This window comes from Leptolyngbya sp. AN02str (assembly GCF_050565595.1).
Taxonomy (GTDB): domain Bacteria; phylum Cyanobacteriota; class Cyanobacteriia; order Elainellales; family Elainellaceae; genus Kaiparowitsia.
Window position 1 is genome coordinate 67,679 of the sequence record NZ_JBNXVR010000017.1, and the last position, 19,190, is coordinate 86,868.

Here is a 19,190-nt window from a genome sequence, read left to right on the forward strand (position 1 = left end):
CCAAAACATCAGCCCGTTAAAAAACTGTCTTCTCCCTTATTCCCTCATCCACACCCCACACCCATGAAACGCCTCATCCACACCCTAGCCCTTCCCCTGCTGGCCCTTGCTGCTGGCCTCGCCGCCCAAATTCCTGCCCAAGCCCAAACCTCCCGCTATCCCACACCGTCATCCCCTGCCCCACGGTGGTGCCCCCCAACGAGGTCGAAGCGCTAGCGAACGTGTCCCGACGAGTAGCAGCATTCCCACTCTGGTCCTGCAAGGGCGCTACGACACCCAGACCCAAAGCGCATCAGCCGGGCAGGTGATGGAAGGGCTGCGCAACGCTACCTGGGTAGAGTTTTCCAGTGCAGGCCATTCGGTGATCACATTCTCCCAATGCGCCAAGGATATCGGCGTTGCCTTTGTGAATAACCCGGAGCGCTCCCCCGATACCAGCTGCACCGCCGACCTGTTCCCGGAGTTTGTACTGCCGCGTGCAGAGTAAACCCGATCGTTTCACCCATGTCCTAAAACACGTAATCGGGGCAATACCATACCCGTTAAAAAAATTGCCAACTGGGTTGCCACAATACTGGGACCCGACGGCAAATTAAACGCCGCTGAAATCAGCATCCCAACTACCGCACTCAGTGCCCCTAACCCTGCCGATAGCACCACGTAGTTGCTGAATGTCCGGCTTAGCAGTCGAGCGGCACAGGCAGGAATCACCACAAAGGCACTGACGAGCAGCACCCCGATCGCCTTAATCGAGATCCCCACGACCAATGACAGTAAGACAATAAATGCAGTTCGGTGAAAGGATACAGAAACTCCACGGGCGATCGCCATCGGTTCATTAAGGGTCATGAGAATTTGCGATCGCAACGTCAAGCTAAGAAACAGCCCACAAACTCCAAGCAACACACTACCAAATATGAGATCGCTCGTTCGCACAGCGAGAATATCTCCAAAGAGTAGATTGCCAATGCCTCCTTGATATTCATCACGGAAGCTGAGCAAGATAATTCCCACCGCCAAGGAGGATGAGTAAACGATGTTTAACAGAGCATCGGTCCAGAGTTGGGTGCGTTCTAGAAAATAGGCAACGGCTAGGGCAAAAATGACCGCAAACGGCAGCAGTACCCAGGATGGATCAAGCCCTAACAGTAATCCAATGCCGATGCCCAGCAAGGCTGAATGTCCCAGCGCATCACTAAAAAATGATAGCTGCCTGAGAATTGTGAAACTTCCCATTAGCCCGCCCATCAATCCCGTTAACATTCCGCCGATGAGTGCTCGCTGCATGAAGGGGAGTTGAAATAGTTCGGTGATGCGAGTGAGTTCAGCCTGAATGGTCATGATGGTGGTTTAGTTGACAGGTGTGTTGATAACGAACGAATTCTGACCCGTAGGCTAAAGACAATTGCTCAGTGGCGAGGGCATGGTCGGGAGTTCCCTGGCACAGAAGTCTGCGGTTCAGGCAGAGGACGCGATCGCAATTACGACGCACCATGTCCAGGTCGTGGGAAATCTGCAAAATTGCCCAACCCTGTTCCTGCTTGAGTTGATAGAGCAACTGATAAAAATCAGATTCACTACGTACATCTAATCCTGCCGGGGCTTCATCCAGAATCAAGAGGGAACGGGGACGCACCAGACAATAGGCGAGCAGCACCCGTTTGGTTTCCCCTCCCGATAAGCTACTGACCAGTTGGTCACGCAGATGCCACGCCTCCACCTGCGTCAATGCTTCCCGTACGGCGCGGTGGCGCGATCGCCCGCCCACCCAGGGCAGTTGCGGTTCCATCCGATCCCAGCCCAGTCCTACTAACTCGGCGGCGGTAATGGGAATGCGGCGATCGAACAAAAAGTTTTGCGGCAAATAAGCAATGCGTTGCCGCACCTCGGTCGGTAAGTGGCCTTTAGCAGACAAGGGCTGCCCCAGCACAAACACATCCCCCGATTGACGCGGCAAGATGCCCAGCGCCGCTTGAATTAGCGTGCTTTTCCCGGCTCCGTTGGGACCGATGATGGCGGTATCTGTTCCGGGTTGCACCTCAAAGGACACATTCTCCACAGCCAGGTGAGTTTCACGGTACACCGTTAACCCATCAATGACTAAAACCGAATCGCTCAACTACCGCCCCCTTACTCCACAAAAAATTGACCGCTAAATACAGATTCTCCAGGTTAGTCTACAGCCTCAAACCCTGAGTTCCTCGCGGATTCCCAGGGTTCAACTCAAAACTCAAACTGAACGGGTATCAAAACCGCAGACCTACCCGTTGGGGCACGACCGCCACAGGTTGGGGCACCCAGAGAGGAAGCCATGCCTGGTTCGATGCCTCAAAGCTGTTTACTAAATTTTCGGCATTCTGACGCATTGTGGTCAGATAATAGTCGGGCTGCACCGCTTCGGCAGGCCCGGTTTCGAGGGGGTCAAACACGCTGACCTTAATGTTGAGGTCGTTAGCGATCGCCTCAAAGGATTCCTGACCGGCTTGAGGTTCAGTCAAGATCGTTTTCAGCCCCTCCGCCTGCACCGTTTCCATCACCCGCTTCACATCTTCAGGCGAGGGATTCTCTTCAGGAATGCCTACAAACGTCTCGGATTGCAGCCCATAGCTTTCGGCAAAGTAAGGTGCAACATCATGGAACACCACAAAGGTTTGTCCTGCAAAGGGAGCCAGTTTTTCAGTAATCTCGGCATCCAGGGCTTCCAGTTCGGCAATAAAGGCAGCGGCGTTGGCAGTGTACTCTGCTTCACCTTCTGGATCAGCCGCAATCAGCCCATCGCGAATATTTTCCACCTGCGCGATCGCCCGCTTGGGGTCTAACCAAACATGGGGATTATATTCACCATGAGTGTGCCCGTGAGCTTCACCTTCGGCATGGGCTTCACCTTCAGCGTGATCGTGAGCTTCACCTTCGGCATGGGTGTGCTCCTCGCCTTCAGCATGGTCATGGTCATGATCGTGGGCTTCTCCCTCAGCATGGCTATGATCATGACTGTGCTCGTCACTGGCGAGGGTAGCAATGCCTTCGCTAGAGTCGATGATGACCAGATCCGCATTTTCAGCGTTCGCGATCATGTCATCCAGGAAGTACTCCATTTCCAACCCGTTTTGAACCAGCACATCAGCCGTGGAGAGTGCCTGAGCATCACCGGGTTTTGCCTGGTAGTCATGCGGTCCCACGTTGGTTGGCAAAAGTTGGGTGACTTCGGCGCGATCGCCCGCCACGGCTTTCGTAAATTGCGTAATGGGCAGGAAGGTTGTCACCACCTGTAACTCATCCGTTGCTGCTGGTGACGCATCGGATTGAGGCGACTCAGAACTGGTGGTCGGCGCATTCGTTGCACAACTTCCAAGACTGAGTGCGATCGCAGACATCACAGCAATAGACAACCGACGAACGAAATTGCTGGATGGTTGTAATCTTGTTTCTGAATGAATCATGTGAAATATCCTCTTAACGAATGGGTTAATTGGGTGAGTGGATGGGTGGATGAGTGGATGGGTGAATGGGCGGATGAGTAGATAGGTCTCTTCACTCCCCACTCCCTATTCCCCTCACCCCTGCAACATCACCGCCACATCTTTCGCAAAGTAAGTCAAAATCAAATCCGCCCCAGCACGCTTCATACTCGTCAGCGTTTCTAAAATCACTTTTTTCTCATCAATCCAACCCTGTTCCGCAGCGGCTTTGATCATGGCGTATTCACCACTGACGTTGTATGCGGCGACGGGTAAATGGGTGTGCTGTTTGATCTGGCAAATAATATCTAGATACGCCAGCGCAGGCTTCACCATCACAATGTCTGCCCCCTCTGCAATATCGAGAGCCACTTCCTTCATGGCTTCCCTTGCATTGGCAGCATCCATTTGATAGGTCTTCTTATCACCAAACTTGGGTGCAGAATCCAATGCATCCCGGAACGGACCATAGTAGGCAGAGGCATATTTGGCAGAGTAGGCAAGGATGCCCACATTGATCCAACCTTCTGCATCCAGTGCCTTGCGAATCGCGCCGACGCGACCGTCCATCATGTCTGAAGGAGCCACAAAATCGGCTCCGGCTTCTGCCTGCACCAGAGCTTGCTTTACCAACACGGCAACGGTTTCATCGTTGAGGATTTTGCCATCCTGCACAATGCCATCATGTCCCTCGCTGCTGTAGGGATCGAGGGCCACATCGGTAATGACCAAAATATTGGGAACAGCTTGTTTAATGGCTCGCACCGCACGCGGAACTAAGCCATCCGGGTTATAGCTCTCAGTTCCGGCGTTGTCCTTCTGCTCGTAGGGAATCAGGGGAAATAGGGCGATCGCCCCAATTCCCAACTCATCCACCTGCTTGACCTCATCCAGCAGCAAATCCAGCGTATAGCGGTAGCAACCGGGCATCGATGGCACTTCCTCCCGCTGCCCCTCTCCTTCCATCACAAACAGCGGATAGATCAAATCCTCGACCCGCAAAACATTCTCCCGCACCATGCGACGCAGGGTTTCCGTTCGCCGTAACCGCCGAGGACGATGGGTAAGCGCTGGCACAGTGGATTTGGCTTGGCTTCCAGAATCAGTGGGATCAGTTTCTGTCTGCGGGGTTTGGAGTGCAGGCGTTGAGGTTTCAGTCAGGCTCATAGTAGAATGAGAATGATTATCATTCGCTTATTCTACAGCACTCGCCGTGAAAAGTGACTCATCCTCTCAAGAAAGTGCAACCCATTCACCCCGTCTGACTCGCAACCAGCAAGCAGTACTCGATGTGATGCGCCAGCAAGCAGATGCCCTATCTGCCCAAGAGTTGTACAGTCTACTGCTTGAACGACAGACGATCGGGCTGGCAACCGTGTATCGGGCATTAGAAACACTGAAATTGCACGGATTAATCAAAAGTCGGATGGGTGCAAACGGTGAAGCGTTCTACAGTCTCGTTACGCCCGATCAGCACTATCTGACCTGTTTGCAATGCGGTCAATCCTTCCTGCTCGATCACTGCCCGGTACAAGAGTTAGAAACTCACTTGCAACCTTCAGTTCCGTTCAAGGTTTACTACCACACTCTGGAGTTTTTCGGTTTGTGTACTCCCTGTGCCGATACCAAAGGTACTTAGCTGCTTGAAGACGAATTGTAAATCTGTTTGCACTTAAAAGTTTAAGGTCCTTTTTATTTGTAATTTCAGCGCAATCTTCCGCAATCTATGACCCCATGTCGTTTGACGCAGCGAATGGGATTGCTCACGATGATGAGAAAGTTTTTGCGAGAAAATTATGGCGCTGAATCCATCAACACTGACCTCTCCCATTGCATATCCTCAAGCTGTGATGCTTCAGAGGGTTCAGTGGGCAAACTCCTGGCAAACAACAGCTCGCAGTTGGTTTTGGTGGTTTGGCTTGATCCTACTCGGTAGTCTCAGCCATTCACTCGACATTTACATGCCTTGGGTCGCTTTTGCTGTCATTGCTGGTATAACCTTGCAACCCCATAAAGCGATCGCTGCTACACTCTTGCTCTGGCTATTTCATGATGGATTAGTGGGTGGAATTCATAGCGAAGCATCCTTCATGACTTTAGGACTGTGGGGATGTTGCATGGGTCTAGCGTTATTGATTGTGACAGGTATATCGACCTTGCGCCCACAATTTGCTCAACAGTCTTTTGCTGGACATTGGCAATGGATAGCAATCTCGATGGGGATTGGCTTTTTGATTTTTGAAGGGATGATAGCAGTTTTCTGGAATTTGTTTGGAGGATATGGGCTAGATCTCGTGACTTTCAGCGCACTGTTTAGTCAAGAAATGCTGTGGGCGATCGCACTCGGACTTGCCCATTGGACGATCACCCGTCTGTTAACACAATCTAATCGCAGGAAATCTGAAAACCCTTGCCAGAACCGTATCGTACTGTCTTAGATTGCACTTGATTAGATGCAGGGTTGTAGAGTGTATAGGTTGCCTGTCCAGGAATGCGGCCAACATTGCCAACGCCAACGATCTGCCGAGGTTTCACCTGGGTTGCTTGTGGTGAAACCGTTTGATCTAACGTCGTAACACTGGATGTCACAGTACCTTGCTGAATTTGATACTGAAACGTCAATCCAGAACGACCGCAAAATAAGGTGTTAGCATCCATTCGCATGAGGCGATCGAGCATCTGAATTGGCGGTGTATCCGGTGTTAGCTCATCACTCACACTGACGCTACTCCCGTGAATTAACAAACAGTCAAGTTCAAAGAAACCGAAGTCAAGCGATCGCGCCCACTCCACCATTTCTCGCGGAATCGCATCCCACAAGGTTTTCACCATTTCCACACCATATCGCTCAATCAATTCAGTGGGTTCTCCGGTTCGTCCTAAGCCATGCAAGATCAGTAACTGTTCTTCCCACCAGCCCTGACACACCTGGGGCACAGGCTCATTGGCACGAGGAGACTGAATTCGTTGAATCACTTTGATGCTGGCAGGAGTTGCTGCAATCACATCGCCCAGGATATACAGTTCTTCTATCGGGTGTCGTTGCCGCTTGATATCTGCCAACACCGCTTCGTAAGCTGCTAAATTCCCTTCAATGCCACTTAAAATTGCCCAACAGGTCATCTGATGCTACACGCCTTTGTAATTTGGAAATGGTCACCTATTCTGCAAACGCAAACCAACCTGCGAAAATAAAGCCAGTATAAAAACGAGTTACTTTGGTGAAACCAGCTTGAGCTAATAATTCCAGGGTTCGTTCTTCTGAAATACATTGGATGTTTTGCCACACGCCGTCAGCAAGTTCGCTCAACCGTTGTGATTCCATCCCTGCCATTTGTGCTCGTTTTTGCCATCCATCAATCAAACGCTTAAACACCTCTGATTGCTTATCTCCATGTGAATCCACTAACACAAACAGGCTACCGGGTTGAAGCCGAGCCGCGATCGCCTTGAGATAATCCAGCTTGGTGCCATCATCGGGTAGAAAATGCATCACAAGTAGGCTGGTTGCTGCATTGAATGGAAACTGTGGCAGGTCTTGCACAACGCCCTGATGGAGAGTGACACGATCCTCAATTCCCAAAGATGCAAACTTGGCTTGAGCAATTGCCAACATTTTTTCAGAAGGATCAACACCCGTGAATTGCCAGGTTGGATGCGTTTGGATCAAAGCACTGATTTCATTGCCACCGCCTGCTCCAACCACAAGAATATGAGCCTCATCCATCAAATAGAGTTGGAATAAAGCCGTCAGCATGATGAGCATCGCATCATAGCCCGGAATACTTTGCCGTACTGCAATGTCATAATCAGTCGTTGGCAAATTAGGATTCCGATCAAAATCAAACGGGTTTTCGCTCATCGCTATCGCTCACACACATGAGTTGGGTCATCGGCGCGTTCGGCAAATTCCATCCCTCTGGCTAATCGCCACGCAAAGATCGGCGGTAGACCTTTTTCAATAATGGCAGCACAGGTTTTTTGATAGTCGTATTCCACCTCACGCAGCGTAATCTGATCCGTATCTGCGTCATAAATTACATAGGTTGCATTGGGTCTACCATGACGCGGTTCTCCAACTGATCCGGCATTCACGATTCGTTTGAGTGGTGCAGAAAAACTCATACTCTGCTCTGATTTGTGAGTCGATTTGACTCGGATTTGCAGTTGTCCCGCATCGAGCGATCGCACATACGGCACATGGGTATGACCACAAAACAAAATATCAGCACCCGTTGACAACACTCGCTCCATTGCCACAAAGGCATCGACTTCTGGCAACAGATATTCATGCTGGTTATGGGGGCTGCCATGCACAAAACACAGGTTGCCATCGCGCAAGCTCAGGGGTAGCAGTGCCAGATATTCCCGCACTTCAGGGTGGATGACTTGGTTCGTCCACTCATGCGCTAACTTACCGCGTTTTTCTGCTAATACTGATGGATAACTACATTCACAAGCTTTCAATCCTTCCACAATATCTTCATCCCAACACCCCTGACAGGTTGGAATATCCAGAGACCGAATCATTTCTACCACCGCATTAGGATGAGGGCCGTATCCCACTAAATCACCGAGACAGTAAATCTTATCGACATTGTGATTATCAATATCCGATAGCACAGCATTCAACGCTTCATAGTTGCCATGAATGCAAGACATCACCGCGATTTTCATGCCACCTCATCTCCTGGTTCTGGTGAATCTTTGATTTGCTTCTGGTAGTACGCAATCACATGGTCTTCTAAGCAGCACTCTTTAAGGGTTTGCGCGATCGCTTCCTGCTCTAATGTTTCACCCACAAGTTCAATGCCGCTGAACCGATCGGGCCTGCCGTTCAACCAAAGCGGTAGATTCAGTTCTAGATAGGTCGTCTCAGAGAGTCCTGCCACAAAGTCGAAATAGAGCGATCGCCCATCTGCCACATCAAAAATGCCTTTGGCGCGTTGAACCGTGCCATAAGCCCCCTGTGTCAATTCATACCAAAAGGTATTGAGGCTGGCAGGATCAAGCACCTGCCCAGACAACACCGATCGCCAAAGATGAGAGTGTTGTAACGTAAATTTCGCCTCAGCACCCGTCACCATCAGATCTGCCCAGTCTTGCCATTCGGTGTGACGAGTTTCGGGTGGCAGGACAGCCACTCGACGGCAGGCTGTTATTTGGTCAGGCAAAATCAGTGAAGTCAGATCAAGGTGAAACCCTAATTCCAGGTAAATAGAACCTCCATCTGTAGGGCGCTCCAAAAAATCCGTTAGCTGGATGACAGGTAATACCGTGAGTCCAGGAACCTCTGCTGCCAGGTAGGCGGCATCAATCAGTGTTTCATCGGCTCCTAAGCTGAGATAGATTGCGGTATCAGCGATCGCATGAGCCTGCTGCTGTATCCAGGTGGTTTTGCCTGCACCAGATGGACCAGCGACCAGGGTAATATCCAACGTTTGCATTGAGTTTTAACTGACTCCTCATCTCTGGCTGGGGTTCATCTGCTTTGCAGCGAACATCAGACCATGATACAACTGAAATGATAATCATTCTCATATTTTAGAATTGATTTATGGTTGATGTTTCGGTTGCTTTGCCTGCTTCCATTGATCTGGCGATCGTTGGAGCCGGACCCCATGCCCTGACGCTGGTGACGCATCTATTGCAAAAGAAAAAGTCGATGCGCGGGCGGTTTCTCGTCTTCGATCCCAGCGGTGTTTGGATGAGCCAATGGAACCACCAATTTGCCGCCTTTGAGATTCCTCATCTGCGATCGCCCGCTGTGCATCAACCCGATCCTGATCCTCATGCCCTCCGCACCTTTGCTGAAGGTCGCTCTCATGAATTGTTTCCACCCTACGATTTACCCGGAACTCGCCTGTTTCAGGACTTTTGCCAGGACGTGATCCGTCGCTGGAAGCTACAGACCTGTGTGTACCCGGCTCAAGTGACGCGAATGATGCCATTTAGCCACTGTCGTCGTTCTCGCTTTCTTTTGGAGCTATCTAATGGTCAAACACTAATTGCCCGCAGAGTTGTCGTGGCAAATGGGGGTAGCATTCCACAGATGCCAGAGTGGGTTGAACAGGTGGCAACTCCGTATCCAGCCGATCGCCTTTTACATTCGGGGCGAGTTGACTTGCGAGGGCTGCAACTGCAAGGAGAACGAGTGCTGATCATTGGCGGTGGGTTAACCAGCGGTCATTTAGCCATTGGTGCGATCGAGCGTGGCGCGCAGGTTTTTCTCATGGCCAGAAGAAGGGTATACGAAAAACTGTTTGATGCTGATCCTGGTTGGCTGGGGCCAAAGTATCTCAAGGACTTTTGGGCAGAACCAGATTGGAGCACCCGCTGGCAAATGATTCAGCAGGCACGAAACGGCGGATCGATGACTCCTGCCGTTCTGACGCAATTACGTCGATTGCAACGGGATGGGAAGATTGTGTTCTATGAGCAGTGCCAGGTGCGTAGTGCGAGATGGAGCGGAGAACACTGGCAGGTTTGTTGTGATCATGCAGCGGTGCATCAATGCCTTCAAGATCAAACGATCGACCGCATTTGGCTGGCGACGGGTAGCCAGTTAAATGCTACGAAGCACCCGCTGTTGAAAGATATTTTAGAGACTTACTCTATTGAAGTAGTGAAGGGGTTGCCGGTGGTGGATGAGCATCTGCGCTGGCAACGCTGCGAGTTATTTATCATGGGTGGTTTGGCGGCGTTGCAAGTTGGTCCAACAGCGAGGAATTTATCAGGGGCAAGGGCTGTGAGCGATCGCATTGTTCCTGCTCTAACCAAATCTAGCTTGGCGTTACGCTGAGCATTGGACTGCTTGATGGCGATGCTGATTCTAAAAAACCTGATAACCTCGTCTACTTCGAAACTTTGAGGATGGACGACCCAGAACTTCCCCATTTTTGTAGTTGACCAAGGTTTTTAAGGAAGGAAGCGGTAGCAGCCAGAGCTTGCATATCGAGTGCAGCCTGAGCATTATGGAGAGGCATTCACCGTTCTCTGGTCAAACCATGCGCTCCCCAACGCCGAAACTGCTTGTCGTAACCGCTCTTACAGCGTTTGCACTGGCAGCACCTGCATCGCCCTGCTTGTCTGCTTCCGTGCCCCTTGCCGCCTCGCCGACGATAGACAACTCCCAGCCCACGACGGTTCATGCTCGGCTGGACGAGCGCAGCCAAACGATGGAAGACGGCAGCTACTACAACGTCCACACGTTCGAGGGAGTGGCAGGGCAGAATGTGCTGATTGAAATGGTCAGCCCAGATTTCGATACATATCTGATCTTGTTCGATCCATTGGGCAACAAAATTGCAGAAAACGATAATGGCAGCAGCGGCAGCAACGCTCAACTGGTGCTGACTTTGCCTGCTACTGGAACCTATGAGATTTTGGCCAATTCCTGGGGTGCGAGTGCAACGGGCGACTACACGCTTAGCCGCCGCGAGGCAACAGCCGAAAACATTCGCCGGGTAGCAATTCTATCGGAAGCGACCCAACTCAATCAGCAAGTATTGCAGGCATTGCGGGATGGACGGTATGCAGAAGCCCTACCCTTAGCGCAACGATCGCTTGCCATTCGAGAGCAGTTCTTACCGGCAAATCATTCTGATATTGCCACCAGCCTCAATAACCTGGCATCTCTGTATAGAGAGCAGGGATATTACGATGAAGCGGAACCTTTGTATCGACGATCGCTTGCTATTTTTGAGCAGACTTTACCTGCAAATCATTTTCGTATTGGTGTCGGTCTTGGTAGCCTGGCAGAACTGTATCTGTTGCAGGGACGCTACAGGGAAGCGGAAGAAAACTTCAGGCGATCGCTTGCCATTTTAGAGCAGACTTTGCCTTCCAATCATCCCTTTGTGGCCACCAGCCTGCATAACCTGGCATCGCTGTATCGAGTCCAGAGTCGTTACGCTGACGCGGAAGAGAACTATCGGCGATCGCTTGCTATTTCTGAACAGTCCCTACCTGCGAACCACCCTGATATTGCCACCAGCCTTAACAACCTGGCAGAGTTGTATCGCTTGCAAGGACGCCACGGTGAAGCAGAAGAACACTTCACGCGAGCGATCGCCATCCGAGAGCAATCCTTACCTGCGAATCATCCTCATATTGCTAACAGCCTTAACGGTTTGGCAGTGCTGTATCAAGACCAGAGGCGTTACGCTGACGCAGAAGAAACTTATGGGCGATCGCTGGCTATTTATGAACAGTCCCTACCTGCGAATCATCCCACCATTGCCTCCAACCTCAACAATCTGGCAGTGCTTCATCAAGCACAGGGCAACTTACCTCAAAGCCTCGCATCACTTCAACGCAGCATGACAATTCAGGAAACCAATCTGGAGCTGAATCTGGCGATTGGCTCGGAGGCACAAAAGCAAGCCTACGTTGCGACTATCTCAGGTACGACAGATTTTGCGCTCTCTCTACATCTGCAATCTGCGCCGACAAACCCTGAGGCGGCTCACCTTGCCCTCACCACGGTTCTGCGGCGCAAGGGCCGCGTGCTGGATGCAGTTACTGATTCCTTCCAACGGCTGCGGGAAAACCTGACGCCGCCAGATCAAGCCTTGCTGGATGAGTTTTCCAGTGTGCAGAGCCAACGGGCAACCTTGCTCTATGGCAGCCTGGACAATCAAACACCAGAGCAATATCGCACCAACTTGGATGCGCTGGAGCAGCGGGCAACAGAGTTAGAAAGCCAGCTCGCTCGCCGCAGCGCTGAGTTTCGGGTCGAAACCCAGCCCGTGGAAATTGCTGCGGTGCAGGCGCAGATTCCGAACGATGCCGCACTAGTGGAACTGGTGCGCTATCAACTGTTTCATGCAGCGGCGGAACCGGGTGAGCAGTGGGGCAACTGGCGCTATGCTGCCTATGTGCTGCATTCTCAGGGAGAGCCACAGTGGGTAGACCTGGGCGAGGCTGCCGCCATGGATGAGCTGGCGGTGCGGTTTCGGGAAGCGCTGCGATCGCGCAATGCCGATGTTCAAGACTTGGGGCGCGCCCTTGATACCCAGCTGATGCAGCCTATCCGTCCGCTGCTTGGGCAGGCGACGCACCTGCTGCTGTCACCCGATAGCCAGCTCAACCTCATTCCCTTTGCCGCTCTGGTGGATGAGCAGGGGAAATATTTGGTGGAACGCTACCTGCTGACGCATCTCAGCAGCGGGCGCGATCTTCTGCGGTTGCAAAACACTGCCCCCAGCCGACAGCCGCCGCTGCTGTTTGGCAATCCTAACTACAACACAGCGGATGCCACGGCTGCCACACAGGTTGCCAGCGCCACTCGCGGCACCTCCCAGCGCTCAGTTGATTTTGACCTGAAATATGACCCACTGCCGGGTACTGCAGACGAGCTGCGGGCCATTTCGCCCCTGTTCAGTCGCGCCATCGTGCTCACCGAATCCGCCGCTACTGAAAACGCCCTCAAGCAGGCAAATGGCCCCAACCTGCTGCACATTGCTACCCATGGCTTTTTTCTAGAGGACGTGGAATGCGCCGCCGCCCCAGACACACGCGGCGCGACGGTGCAGGTGGAGTCCACACTGCCCATCACCCGGGTCTGCCGTCCCACTGCCCGTAATCTCGAAAATCCGCTGTTGCGCTCTGGGCTGGCTTTGGCCGGGTTCAACAATCGCCAGAGTGCAGGCGAAGATGGCGTGCTGACGGCAGCTGAGGTGGCACAACTGCGGCTGCGTGGCACCCAACTGGTGGTGATGAGTGCCTGCGAGACTGGCGTGGGCGCGGTGGTCAATGGTGAGGGTGTATACGGGCTGCGGCGGGCCTTTGCTATTGCTGGAGCCGAAAGCCAGATGATGAGCCTGTGGAAGGTAAGTGATTCTGGCACGGCTCAACTGATGACGATGTATTACGAACGGCTGAAGCGTGGTGAGGGGCGCAGCGAGGCTCTACGGAATGTGCAGCTAGAGCTATTGCAAACCAATGCGTTTCGCGATCCATACTATTGGGCGTCGTTTGTGTTTTCGGGTGAGTGGGAACTGATGGAGGGTTTGTGATCTTGAGGGTCTATGATGCCCCTTGTGCATAACCGTTGTGCATATCTCGTCGCGCGGCGGATTATGTGAGCTTGGTGATGCGAAACCGAAGTCGTGTTTGGCCGATGGTTGCGATCGCCTGCCCCCTTAAGCCCTTGTTGCTGAATTACCCAGGAGGTTCATGCTTGTGAATCAGGGTCACTGCCCCTCTGCCCTTCTGTCCTCTTGCATGAGGTAGCCATGTCAAATCTTGAGCGTTATTGGACCCAAGTGCGACTGACCATGCGCGGCGATCGCCAAATTGTTGAAATTGCCTCCGCAAAGACATTTCTCAAAGATCAACTGCTTGAACAAGAGCCAGATGCACCCAATGCGGTGATTCAGCGGTATTTGATGCAAGTGATGCAAGACAAGCTCAACCCCGAAGCGGCAACGTTAGCCGAAAGTTGCTTGCGGTGCTTTGTTTCTCATCAAATTGATTTAGTTTGTGCCAATCTCGCCACTAATTTTGGTGGACGTGCAGGGTTTGGCCGTCACGACTTGCTGGTGCTAGTGATGGATGATGTTGCAACAGATCGGCAAGGACAATTAATTCCGTTTGGTTTAACAGAGCCGGCCAGTGGCTATCATCCTTTTGCGAGCAAAATTGTGCAAAGTTTTGACCCAGCCAAGGCAGAGCTGAGTACCTGGACTCGGCGCAAAGTCGTGTCTCATCCAGACGTGAACCAATTTCTGTTGAGCTGTGGTGTGCGATTAATGAGTGATTGGGCACTGCTCAATGACAACAGACTCACGGCTCAGCGTCTTGCCAAACTGCTCAGCGGTGTCTATAACTTGCCAACCACTGCGCCTGCGGTGCAATCGGCTTGTGAGTTGCTGGAAGCGTTTCATACGGTGTATCGGCGCGATCGCCTATCTCAAAAGCGCGGCGGCTCCCGCGTACGCTGCCTGCCCCCAACACCGCAACAGTTAACGGAAATCGCCAGTTACCTATCCCCAGAATCGGCAACAGCTCGCCCCTGCGATGCCGTCCTCAAAATGCTGAAAGACCTGGCTCAAGTCGTCCGTCATGCCTACTTTCCCAAAATGGTTTCGATCAATCAGTCAGAGATGCCCGATCAGCTCGATTACGAAATTGCTAGGAATAGTGGTGCCCTTTCCAGGCCCGAACTCGAAGAAGGTGACACCTATCGGCGAATGCAAACATTCCTAAAGGATTACCGTCAGGTTTTTCAAACGTGTCTGGAAGAGGCTCTACATCACAGTATTCACAGCCAATTGGAGTATCATCGCCAGCGCCGCAAGCCAACTGATGCGGCATTTCTCAAAGCATTGTGCTTGTTCTATTGCCAGCAGATTGCGATGGGAAAAATTGCGCCGCTGGTGGAGCTAAAACAGCAATTTCAAGTGGCACGGCTACTGAATTTGAAATCGCTGCGGGCAACTGTACGGCACCGGATGTTGCAATCGTTGGGCGATCGCCTGCATGAATTGGTACAAACGGATGCCGGTTTGGTGACTCGGCTACACACCCTTGACCAGCAACTTGAAGAATTGCTGGGGCAGGAGATCGACAAAATTTTGGAAGCAGACCAGGCTGCAAATTATGGCAAGCGCACCCCCAGCAGCGCGCCACCAAATCTGACCGATCCCTGTATCCCCTCATCCACGCCCAAAACGATCTTTGCCGATCGCCTTTGTAATTACCTTCATCCCTATTCAGAGTAAGCACTGTGGCACACTACATTCTTGATCAAGACTCAGATCTCATTGGTTTTTTGGAACCGGATGGCCTTAGCCTTACACCCGCTCAGGTCGATTGGGCAGTTGCCCTTGGCCAATCTGCTCCGACCGAGGCCCAGCGTTGGCAAACCTACCTAAATGCCCTGGCACTCATTGGTTTTGCACAATGGCTGAAAAAAAACTCACCAGATCTCAATCTCCATAGCGATTGGCTTTCAGGCGTTGAACCGTTGCCTACCCTGAGCATCCCCATTGCAGATGCCGTAACATCTTTGCAGCGTGTTCAGGTTGATGATTTTCAAGTGTGTTTAACCATGATTGAGATCGTGGATGATGGTGCGATCGCCATTCCTCAATCCATCCTAAACGCATCAACAGGATCGAATTCTCCACCTCACATCTTTGTGTTGATGGAAGTGATGGAAGAATTCAATGAGGTTCGGGTGTATGGGTATTTGCGACACGATCAGCTACTTCAGCACCAGCAGGTTTCAGCGTTAGACGTTGATGAGGAGCAGAATTACCTCGTGCCGTTGAGCTGGTTTGACCCAGCGCCCGAGTCGCTGTTATTGCTCTTGCGCTGTGCCCATCCGGGAGCGATCGCCCTACCCAGTCAAGCACAATCTACCCCAACCCAAACCGCTTCTTCTCTCGTTCAAAACTTGGCACAGCAGGCCATGAACGTTGGTGCATGGCTGAATAACCAACTGGATCATGTTGCGCAGGAACTATCTTGGGTGCTGCTGCCAGCGCCATCGCTCAACCCAGGCTTACTTTCCGATCGATTTAGCAACGCATCGCCCGTAGAACAGTTTGATGCCCTATTAACCACATTTATTCAGCAGAAAAAAATTGAGCTACCGGCCCATGCCCGTGGTGCCTACCGCGATTTTCAATGGGATGCCCTGCCATTGCGCATGTATGTTGTGGCCTGGGAAGAAGTAACAGACAACACACCAACTTGGTGTCTCCTGTTATTTTTAGGGGCTCAGGCTACTGCGATGTTGCCACCGGGAATTCAGCTTACGGTGCGTGATGCAGACCAAGTTTTAGAATCAACATCCCTCTCGGAGCCATCTCAGGATTACCTGTATGCTTGTGTGATTGGAGAACTTCATGAGCAATTTTGGGCAACATTGCAGCTCCCCAATGGAGCTTCAACCACGTTGCCGCCCTTCAGCTTTGAGCGGGAGTAAGCATCTTGGAAACGAAGATTTACCTGCGAGTACAACAGATCGAGCAATCCTGCTTGTTTGAACTGTCGTGGGGACAGGGGCAGCGCGTGGCAGCAACAATTCAGTTTCCGCCAGAGCTGAAGCAACTGTACACCACATGGCAAAACCATTATCTCAACTTCTATCGCACCATTCATGTACCGCTTAAGAAAACCGGGACGATGATTGATAGGCAGAGTGCAGTCGGGCAGAGCGGGCAGAGCACCACTAGCGGGCCAGTCCCCATAGCGCCATCCATATCGCCGATTGTGGAGCAGACTTCGTTTCGGGGCAAGGGTGGGGGTAGCGGCAATGTATCTGCACCCCCCACCAATTGGCAATCGGAGTTGGGTAAAAGTGAACGACAGCTTGTGGATGGGTTTCACCGCTGGCTACGGCAAGAGGAACTGTACGACATTCGAATGGCGATCGCCCAAGTGGCCAAATCATCCAACGTATCCAATTCTGTGAATGCGGCACCTGTGAATTTGTTCATTACCTGCGATCCGTTGGATTTGGCGCGATTGCCTTGGGAAACATGGAGCCTCGATCTAGAATTTGCAACCCGCAAAATTCGCGTCATTCGTACGGCGTCTACCATTCGCCGCTCCCGGGTGGCTCACAAGCCGCGCCGCCGTGCCCGCATTTTGATCGTTGTGGGGCATGACGAGAAGCTGGACTTGCAAACCGATGAGCAGTTGTTGCGATCGCACTTTCGTAAAGATGATTTTCGCGTCATTGGTTGGCGGGAAGGCTCATCCCTAGAAGTGCTGGAAACAGAGATTAAACAAGCACTCACCGATTCCCGTGGCTGGGATGTCTTGTTTTTTGCAGGCCACAGCAACGAAGCTCCGCTGGCAGGCGGTGAGCTAATCATTGCGCCCAAAGCTTCAATTCAAATTAGCCAAATTGCACCCCAGCTAGCGATCGCCATCGAACGGGGGCTCCAGTTTGCCCTATTCAACTCCTGCAAGGGCCTCGACATCGCAGAAGCCCTGATCGACCTCGGCTTTAGCCAGGTTGCCATTATGCGCGAACCCATCCACAACCGGGTTGCACAGGAATTTTTGGTGCAGTTTTTGCAGGCGCTAGAATCCCGTCACAATGTTCACCAGGCTCTGGTGCAAGCGTCGAACTACCTGAAGGTGGAAAAAGATATCACCTACCCTTCGGCCTATCTGGTGCCTTCTTTTTTCTGCCATCCAGAGGCCCAACCCTTTGTTCTGCCGATGCCACCCAGGCTCAAGCCCAAGCTACACGAAGTGGCAACGGTAGCGGCCCTTATTGCCTTGAGCTGGCCCTTGGGGGTGCAAGATTGGCTACTGGGGCAGCGCTTGCTGCTGCAGGCTCAATATCGCAATCTGACTCGGCAAGACGCAACCGAAGCCCCTCCAGTGCTGATGGTGCAAGTTGATCCCGAGTCCATTCGGCGGGCGCAAATCGACAATCCCTGGCCGATGGATCGCACGTATTTGGCGCAACTGGTGAGGCAACTCTCGGCCTCCAACGCAGCGGTGATTGGGATCGATTATTTGCTCGATCGCCCACAACCGATGGATGATGCTGAGTTGGCGGCTGCTTTGCAGGAGGCTGCTATCACAGCCAAAACACGCTTTGTATTTGCCAGTATTCGCGAAGATAGTCACTCCTCTCAATGGCTACAAGCGATCGCACCGTTTCGCAACATTGTAGGGAGCCTATCAGGAGATGTGCGGTTCTATGGCGGTGCCAACTCGCAAACCTATCATGCTCCGGTGAGCATGCCCGAGGAAGAGGACCAAAAAACTGAGGCAATCCAGCCGTTTTCCTATCAAGTTGCCCAGCTTTATCGGCAGCAAATTAATCCAGAAATTCAACCTGCGGAGCCCATCCGGCTTGGCTTCGTAACCCAACTCAGCTACAGTTTCCAGCAAATGTGGTTGCATCCAATTGTGGATTTTTCGCTGCCGCCTGGGCGCGTCTTTCGCAAGGTTTCTGCCTGGCAGTTACTGAATGTTGCGAACCTGCCGGATGTACTGAATTATGCACCCACTTGGGCTGTCATGATCGTACCCGGTGGCTATGCCCAGGCTGGCGTCGAAGGAGAGGGTGAGGATAATTTAAAGCTGCCTGCGGCTCTGCGCTACTGGCGCAATCAGCAAGATCCACCCGATTTGCGAGAAACGTTGCCGGCTGGTGAACTACATGCCTATATGTTTCATCACTTTTGGAAGGGACGCTTTGTGACGCCAATTCCCGATGCGTGGATGATTTTGGCAGTGGCGATTGCCACCAAGTATGCCCTGAGCATGTTGGAATGGCGGATGACCAGTCGGCGCCAGGGTTGCTTTATCCTCCTGGGTGGCAATCTTCTATATACTCTGGTCAGCTTTCAGCTGTTTGTTTCTTCAGCAGCAATTGCATTACCGATCCTGCTGCCCATGGTTACGATGTGGCTTTACGCAACTCCGTGGCTCCTATCCCAAAAACGTTCTTAAACGAGTTCTAGAAAATATCCGATGAAAAATATTCGATGAATCTTCATTGATGCCACCATTCATGTGTTGGTAAGGCTCAAAGGTTTACTTGAAGTTGTCGATTTTTTGTACGCGGTGTGATCTGTAATGCGATCGCCATTTGGTGGAATTCGCACTTTTCGATATCACTTTAGTGTGTTCAAACTTGATTCGTGATGAGGTCTGTGATGGTAAATTTGCATTCTAAAAATTGGTTTTGCTTGCTGCATCAACCTGCCAAGCGAATGCTTTCGGGGGCTATGGCGTCAGGGGTGATGGTTT

The 19,190-nt window shown here is 51.9% G+C and carries 17 protein-coding genes; 9 read left to right on the forward strand and 8 right to left on the reverse strand.

The window, feature by feature from the left end:
• Window positions 1-63 precede the first annotated feature (63 nt).
• Both ACQ4M4_RS14590 and ACQ4M4_RS14595 read left to right on the forward strand, forming a co-directional pair.
• A complete protein-coding gene (locus ACQ4M4_RS14590; RefSeq protein ID WP_430685273.1) occupies window positions 64-216 on the forward strand; it encodes a hypothetical protein in 153 nt (50 codons plus the stop codon).
• Between the two features lie 34 nt (window positions 217-250).
• The gene (locus ACQ4M4_RS14595; protein ID WP_430685270.1) at window positions 251-487 is read left to right on the forward strand and encodes an alpha/beta hydrolase; all 237 of its coding nucleotides are present in this window, start codon (window positions 251-253) and stop codon (window positions 485-487) included.
• Window positions 488-498: 11 nt separating this feature from the next.
• Here the strand turns inward: ACQ4M4_RS14595 and ACQ4M4_RS14600 are convergent, their stop codons facing one another.
• The 4 genes from ACQ4M4_RS14600 to hemB form a co-directional block, all read right to left on the reverse strand.
• A complete protein-coding gene (locus tag ACQ4M4_RS14600; protein ID WP_430685230.1) occupies window positions 499-1,341 on the reverse strand; it encodes a metal ABC transporter permease in 843 nt (280 codons plus the stop codon).
• Entirely contained in the window at window positions 1,325-2,119 is a 795-nt protein-coding gene (locus ACQ4M4_RS14605) for a metal ABC transporter ATP-binding protein (RefSeq protein WP_430685231.1), read from the reverse strand. The genes ACQ4M4_RS14600 and ACQ4M4_RS14605 overlap by 17 nt, the downstream gene beginning before the upstream one ends.
• Before the next feature lie 127 nt (window positions 2,120-2,246).
• Window positions 2,247-3,440 carry a metal ABC transporter solute-binding protein, Zn/Mn family gene (locus ACQ4M4_RS14610; protein WP_430685232.1) on the reverse strand — a complete coding sequence of 398 codons (1,194 nt, stop codon included), beginning with the start codon at window positions 3,438-3,440 and terminating at the stop codon, window positions 2,247-2,249.
• A 114-nt stretch (window positions 3,441-3,554) separates the two neighbouring features.
• A complete protein-coding gene (gene hemB / locus ACQ4M4_RS14615; protein WP_430685233.1) occupies window positions 3,555-4,625 on the reverse strand; it encodes a porphobilinogen synthase in 1,071 nt (356 codons plus the stop codon).
• Window positions 4,626-4,671: 46 nt separating this feature from the next.
• Here hemB and ACQ4M4_RS14620 point away from each other — a divergent pair, with 46 nt between their 5' ends.
• Both ACQ4M4_RS14620 and ACQ4M4_RS14625 read left to right on the forward strand, forming a co-directional pair.
• Window positions 4,672-5,097 (forward strand): Fur family transcriptional regulator, encoded by a 426-nt coding sequence (locus ACQ4M4_RS14620; RefSeq protein ID WP_430685234.1) that lies wholly within the window; start codon window positions 4,672-4,674, stop codon window positions 5,095-5,097.
• Between the two features lie 157 nt (window positions 5,098-5,254).
• A complete protein-coding gene (locus ACQ4M4_RS14625; protein ID WP_430685235.1) occupies window positions 5,255-5,896 on the forward strand; it encodes a hypothetical protein in 642 nt (213 codons plus the stop codon).
• Here ACQ4M4_RS14625 and ACQ4M4_RS14630 read toward each other — a convergent pair.
• From ACQ4M4_RS14630 to ACQ4M4_RS14645, 4 genes are read right to left on the reverse strand one after another with little or no spacing between them, the layout of a single operon-like run.
• Entirely contained in the window at window positions 5,844-6,581 is a 738-nt protein-coding gene (locus tag ACQ4M4_RS14630; protein WP_430685236.1) for a metallophosphoesterase family protein, read from the reverse strand. The genes ACQ4M4_RS14625 and ACQ4M4_RS14630 overlap by 53 nt on opposite strands.
• Before the next feature lie 37 nt (window positions 6,582-6,618).
• Window positions 6,619-7,320, reverse strand: a complete 702-nt coding sequence (locus ACQ4M4_RS14635) for a class I SAM-dependent methyltransferase (protein ID WP_430685237.1) — start codon at window positions 7,318-7,320, stop codon at window positions 6,619-6,621.
• A 2-nt stretch (window positions 7,321-7,322) separates the two neighbouring features.
• Window positions 7,323-8,135 (reverse strand): metallophosphoesterase family protein, encoded by an 813-nt coding sequence (locus ACQ4M4_RS14640; protein WP_430685238.1) that lies wholly within the window; start codon window positions 8,133-8,135, stop codon window positions 7,323-7,325.
• On the reverse strand, window positions 8,132-8,905 hold the full coding sequence (locus ACQ4M4_RS14645; RefSeq protein ID WP_430685239.1) for a GTP-binding protein: 774 nt from the start codon (window positions 8,903-8,905) through the stop codon (window positions 8,132-8,134). The genes ACQ4M4_RS14640 and ACQ4M4_RS14645 overlap by 4 nt, the downstream gene beginning before the upstream one ends.
• A gap of 110 nt (window positions 8,906-9,015) precedes the next feature.
• Here ACQ4M4_RS14645 and ACQ4M4_RS14650 point away from each other — a divergent pair, with 110 nt between their 5' ends.
• The 5 genes from ACQ4M4_RS14650 to ACQ4M4_RS14670 all read left to right on the forward strand — a co-directional run bounded on the left by ACQ4M4_RS14650 (window position 9,016) and on the right by ACQ4M4_RS14670 (window position 18,890).
• The gene (locus ACQ4M4_RS14650) at window positions 9,016-10,260 is read left to right on the forward strand and encodes a SidA/IucD/PvdA family monooxygenase (protein ID WP_430685240.1); all 1,245 of its coding nucleotides are present in this window, start codon (window positions 9,016-9,018) and stop codon (window positions 10,258-10,260) included.
• A gap of 205 nt (window positions 10,261-10,465) precedes the next feature.
• Window positions 10,466-13,477, forward strand: a complete 3,012-nt coding sequence (locus tag ACQ4M4_RS14655; protein ID WP_430685241.1) for a CHAT domain-containing protein — start codon at window positions 10,466-10,468, stop codon at window positions 13,475-13,477.
• Window positions 13,478-13,696: 219 nt separating this feature from the next.
• Window positions 13,697-15,184, forward strand: coding sequence for a hypothetical protein (locus tag ACQ4M4_RS14660; protein ID WP_430685242.1), 1,488 nt, complete (start codon window positions 13,697-13,699; stop codon window positions 15,182-15,184).
• A gap of 5 nt (window positions 15,185-15,189) precedes the next feature.
• Window positions 15,190-16,395, forward strand: coding sequence for a DUF1822 family protein (locus tag ACQ4M4_RS14665; protein WP_430685243.1), 1,206 nt, complete (start codon window positions 15,190-15,192; stop codon window positions 16,393-16,395).
• A 5-nt stretch (window positions 16,396-16,400) separates the two neighbouring features.
• Window positions 16,401-18,890, forward strand: a complete 2,490-nt coding sequence (locus ACQ4M4_RS14670) for a CHASE2 domain-containing protein (protein WP_430685244.1) — start codon at window positions 16,401-16,403, stop codon at window positions 18,888-18,890.
• Window positions 18,891-19,190 lie beyond the last annotated feature (300 nt).

Coding starts and splice junctions, on each gene's coding strand:
- ACQ4M4_RS14590 (WP_430685273.1), top strand. CDS start 64: ATGAAACGCCTCATCCACACCCTAGCCCTTCCCCTGCTGGCCCTTGCT.
- ACQ4M4_RS14600 (WP_430685230.1), bottom strand. CDS start 1,341: ATGACCATTCAGGCTGAACTCACTCGCATCACCGAACTATTTCAACTC.
- ACQ4M4_RS14610 (WP_430685232.1), bottom strand. CDS start 3,440: ATGATTCATTCAGAAACAAGATTACAACCATCCAGCAATTTCGTTCGT.
- hemB (WP_430685233.1), bottom strand. CDS start 4,625: ATGAGCCTGACTGAAACCTCAACGCCTGCACTCCAAACCCCGCAGACA.
- ACQ4M4_RS14625 (WP_430685235.1), top strand. CDS start 5,255: ATGGCGCTGAATCCATCAACACTGACCTCTCCCATTGCATATCCTCAA.
- ACQ4M4_RS14630 (WP_430685236.1), bottom strand. CDS start 6,581: ATGACCTGTTGGGCAATTTTAAGTGGCATTGAAGGGAATTTAGCAGCT.
- ACQ4M4_RS14635 (WP_430685237.1), bottom strand. CDS start 7,320: ATGAGCGAAAACCCGTTTGATTTTGATCGGAATCCTAATTTGCCAACG.
- ACQ4M4_RS14640 (WP_430685238.1), bottom strand. CDS start 8,135: ATGAAAATCGCGGTGATGTCTTGCATTCATGGCAACTATGAAGCGTTG.
- ACQ4M4_RS14645 (WP_430685239.1), bottom strand. CDS start 8,905: ATGCAAACGTTGGATATTACCCTGGTCGCTGGTCCATCTGGTGCAGGC.
- ACQ4M4_RS14650 (WP_430685240.1), top strand. CDS start 9,016: ATGGTTGATGTTTCGGTTGCTTTGCCTGCTTCCATTGATCTGGCGATC.
- ACQ4M4_RS14655 (WP_430685241.1), top strand. CDS start 10,466: ATGCGCTCCCCAACGCCGAAACTGCTTGTCGTAACCGCTCTTACAGCG.
- ACQ4M4_RS14660 (WP_430685242.1), top strand. CDS start 13,697: ATGTCAAATCTTGAGCGTTATTGGACCCAAGTGCGACTGACCATGCGC.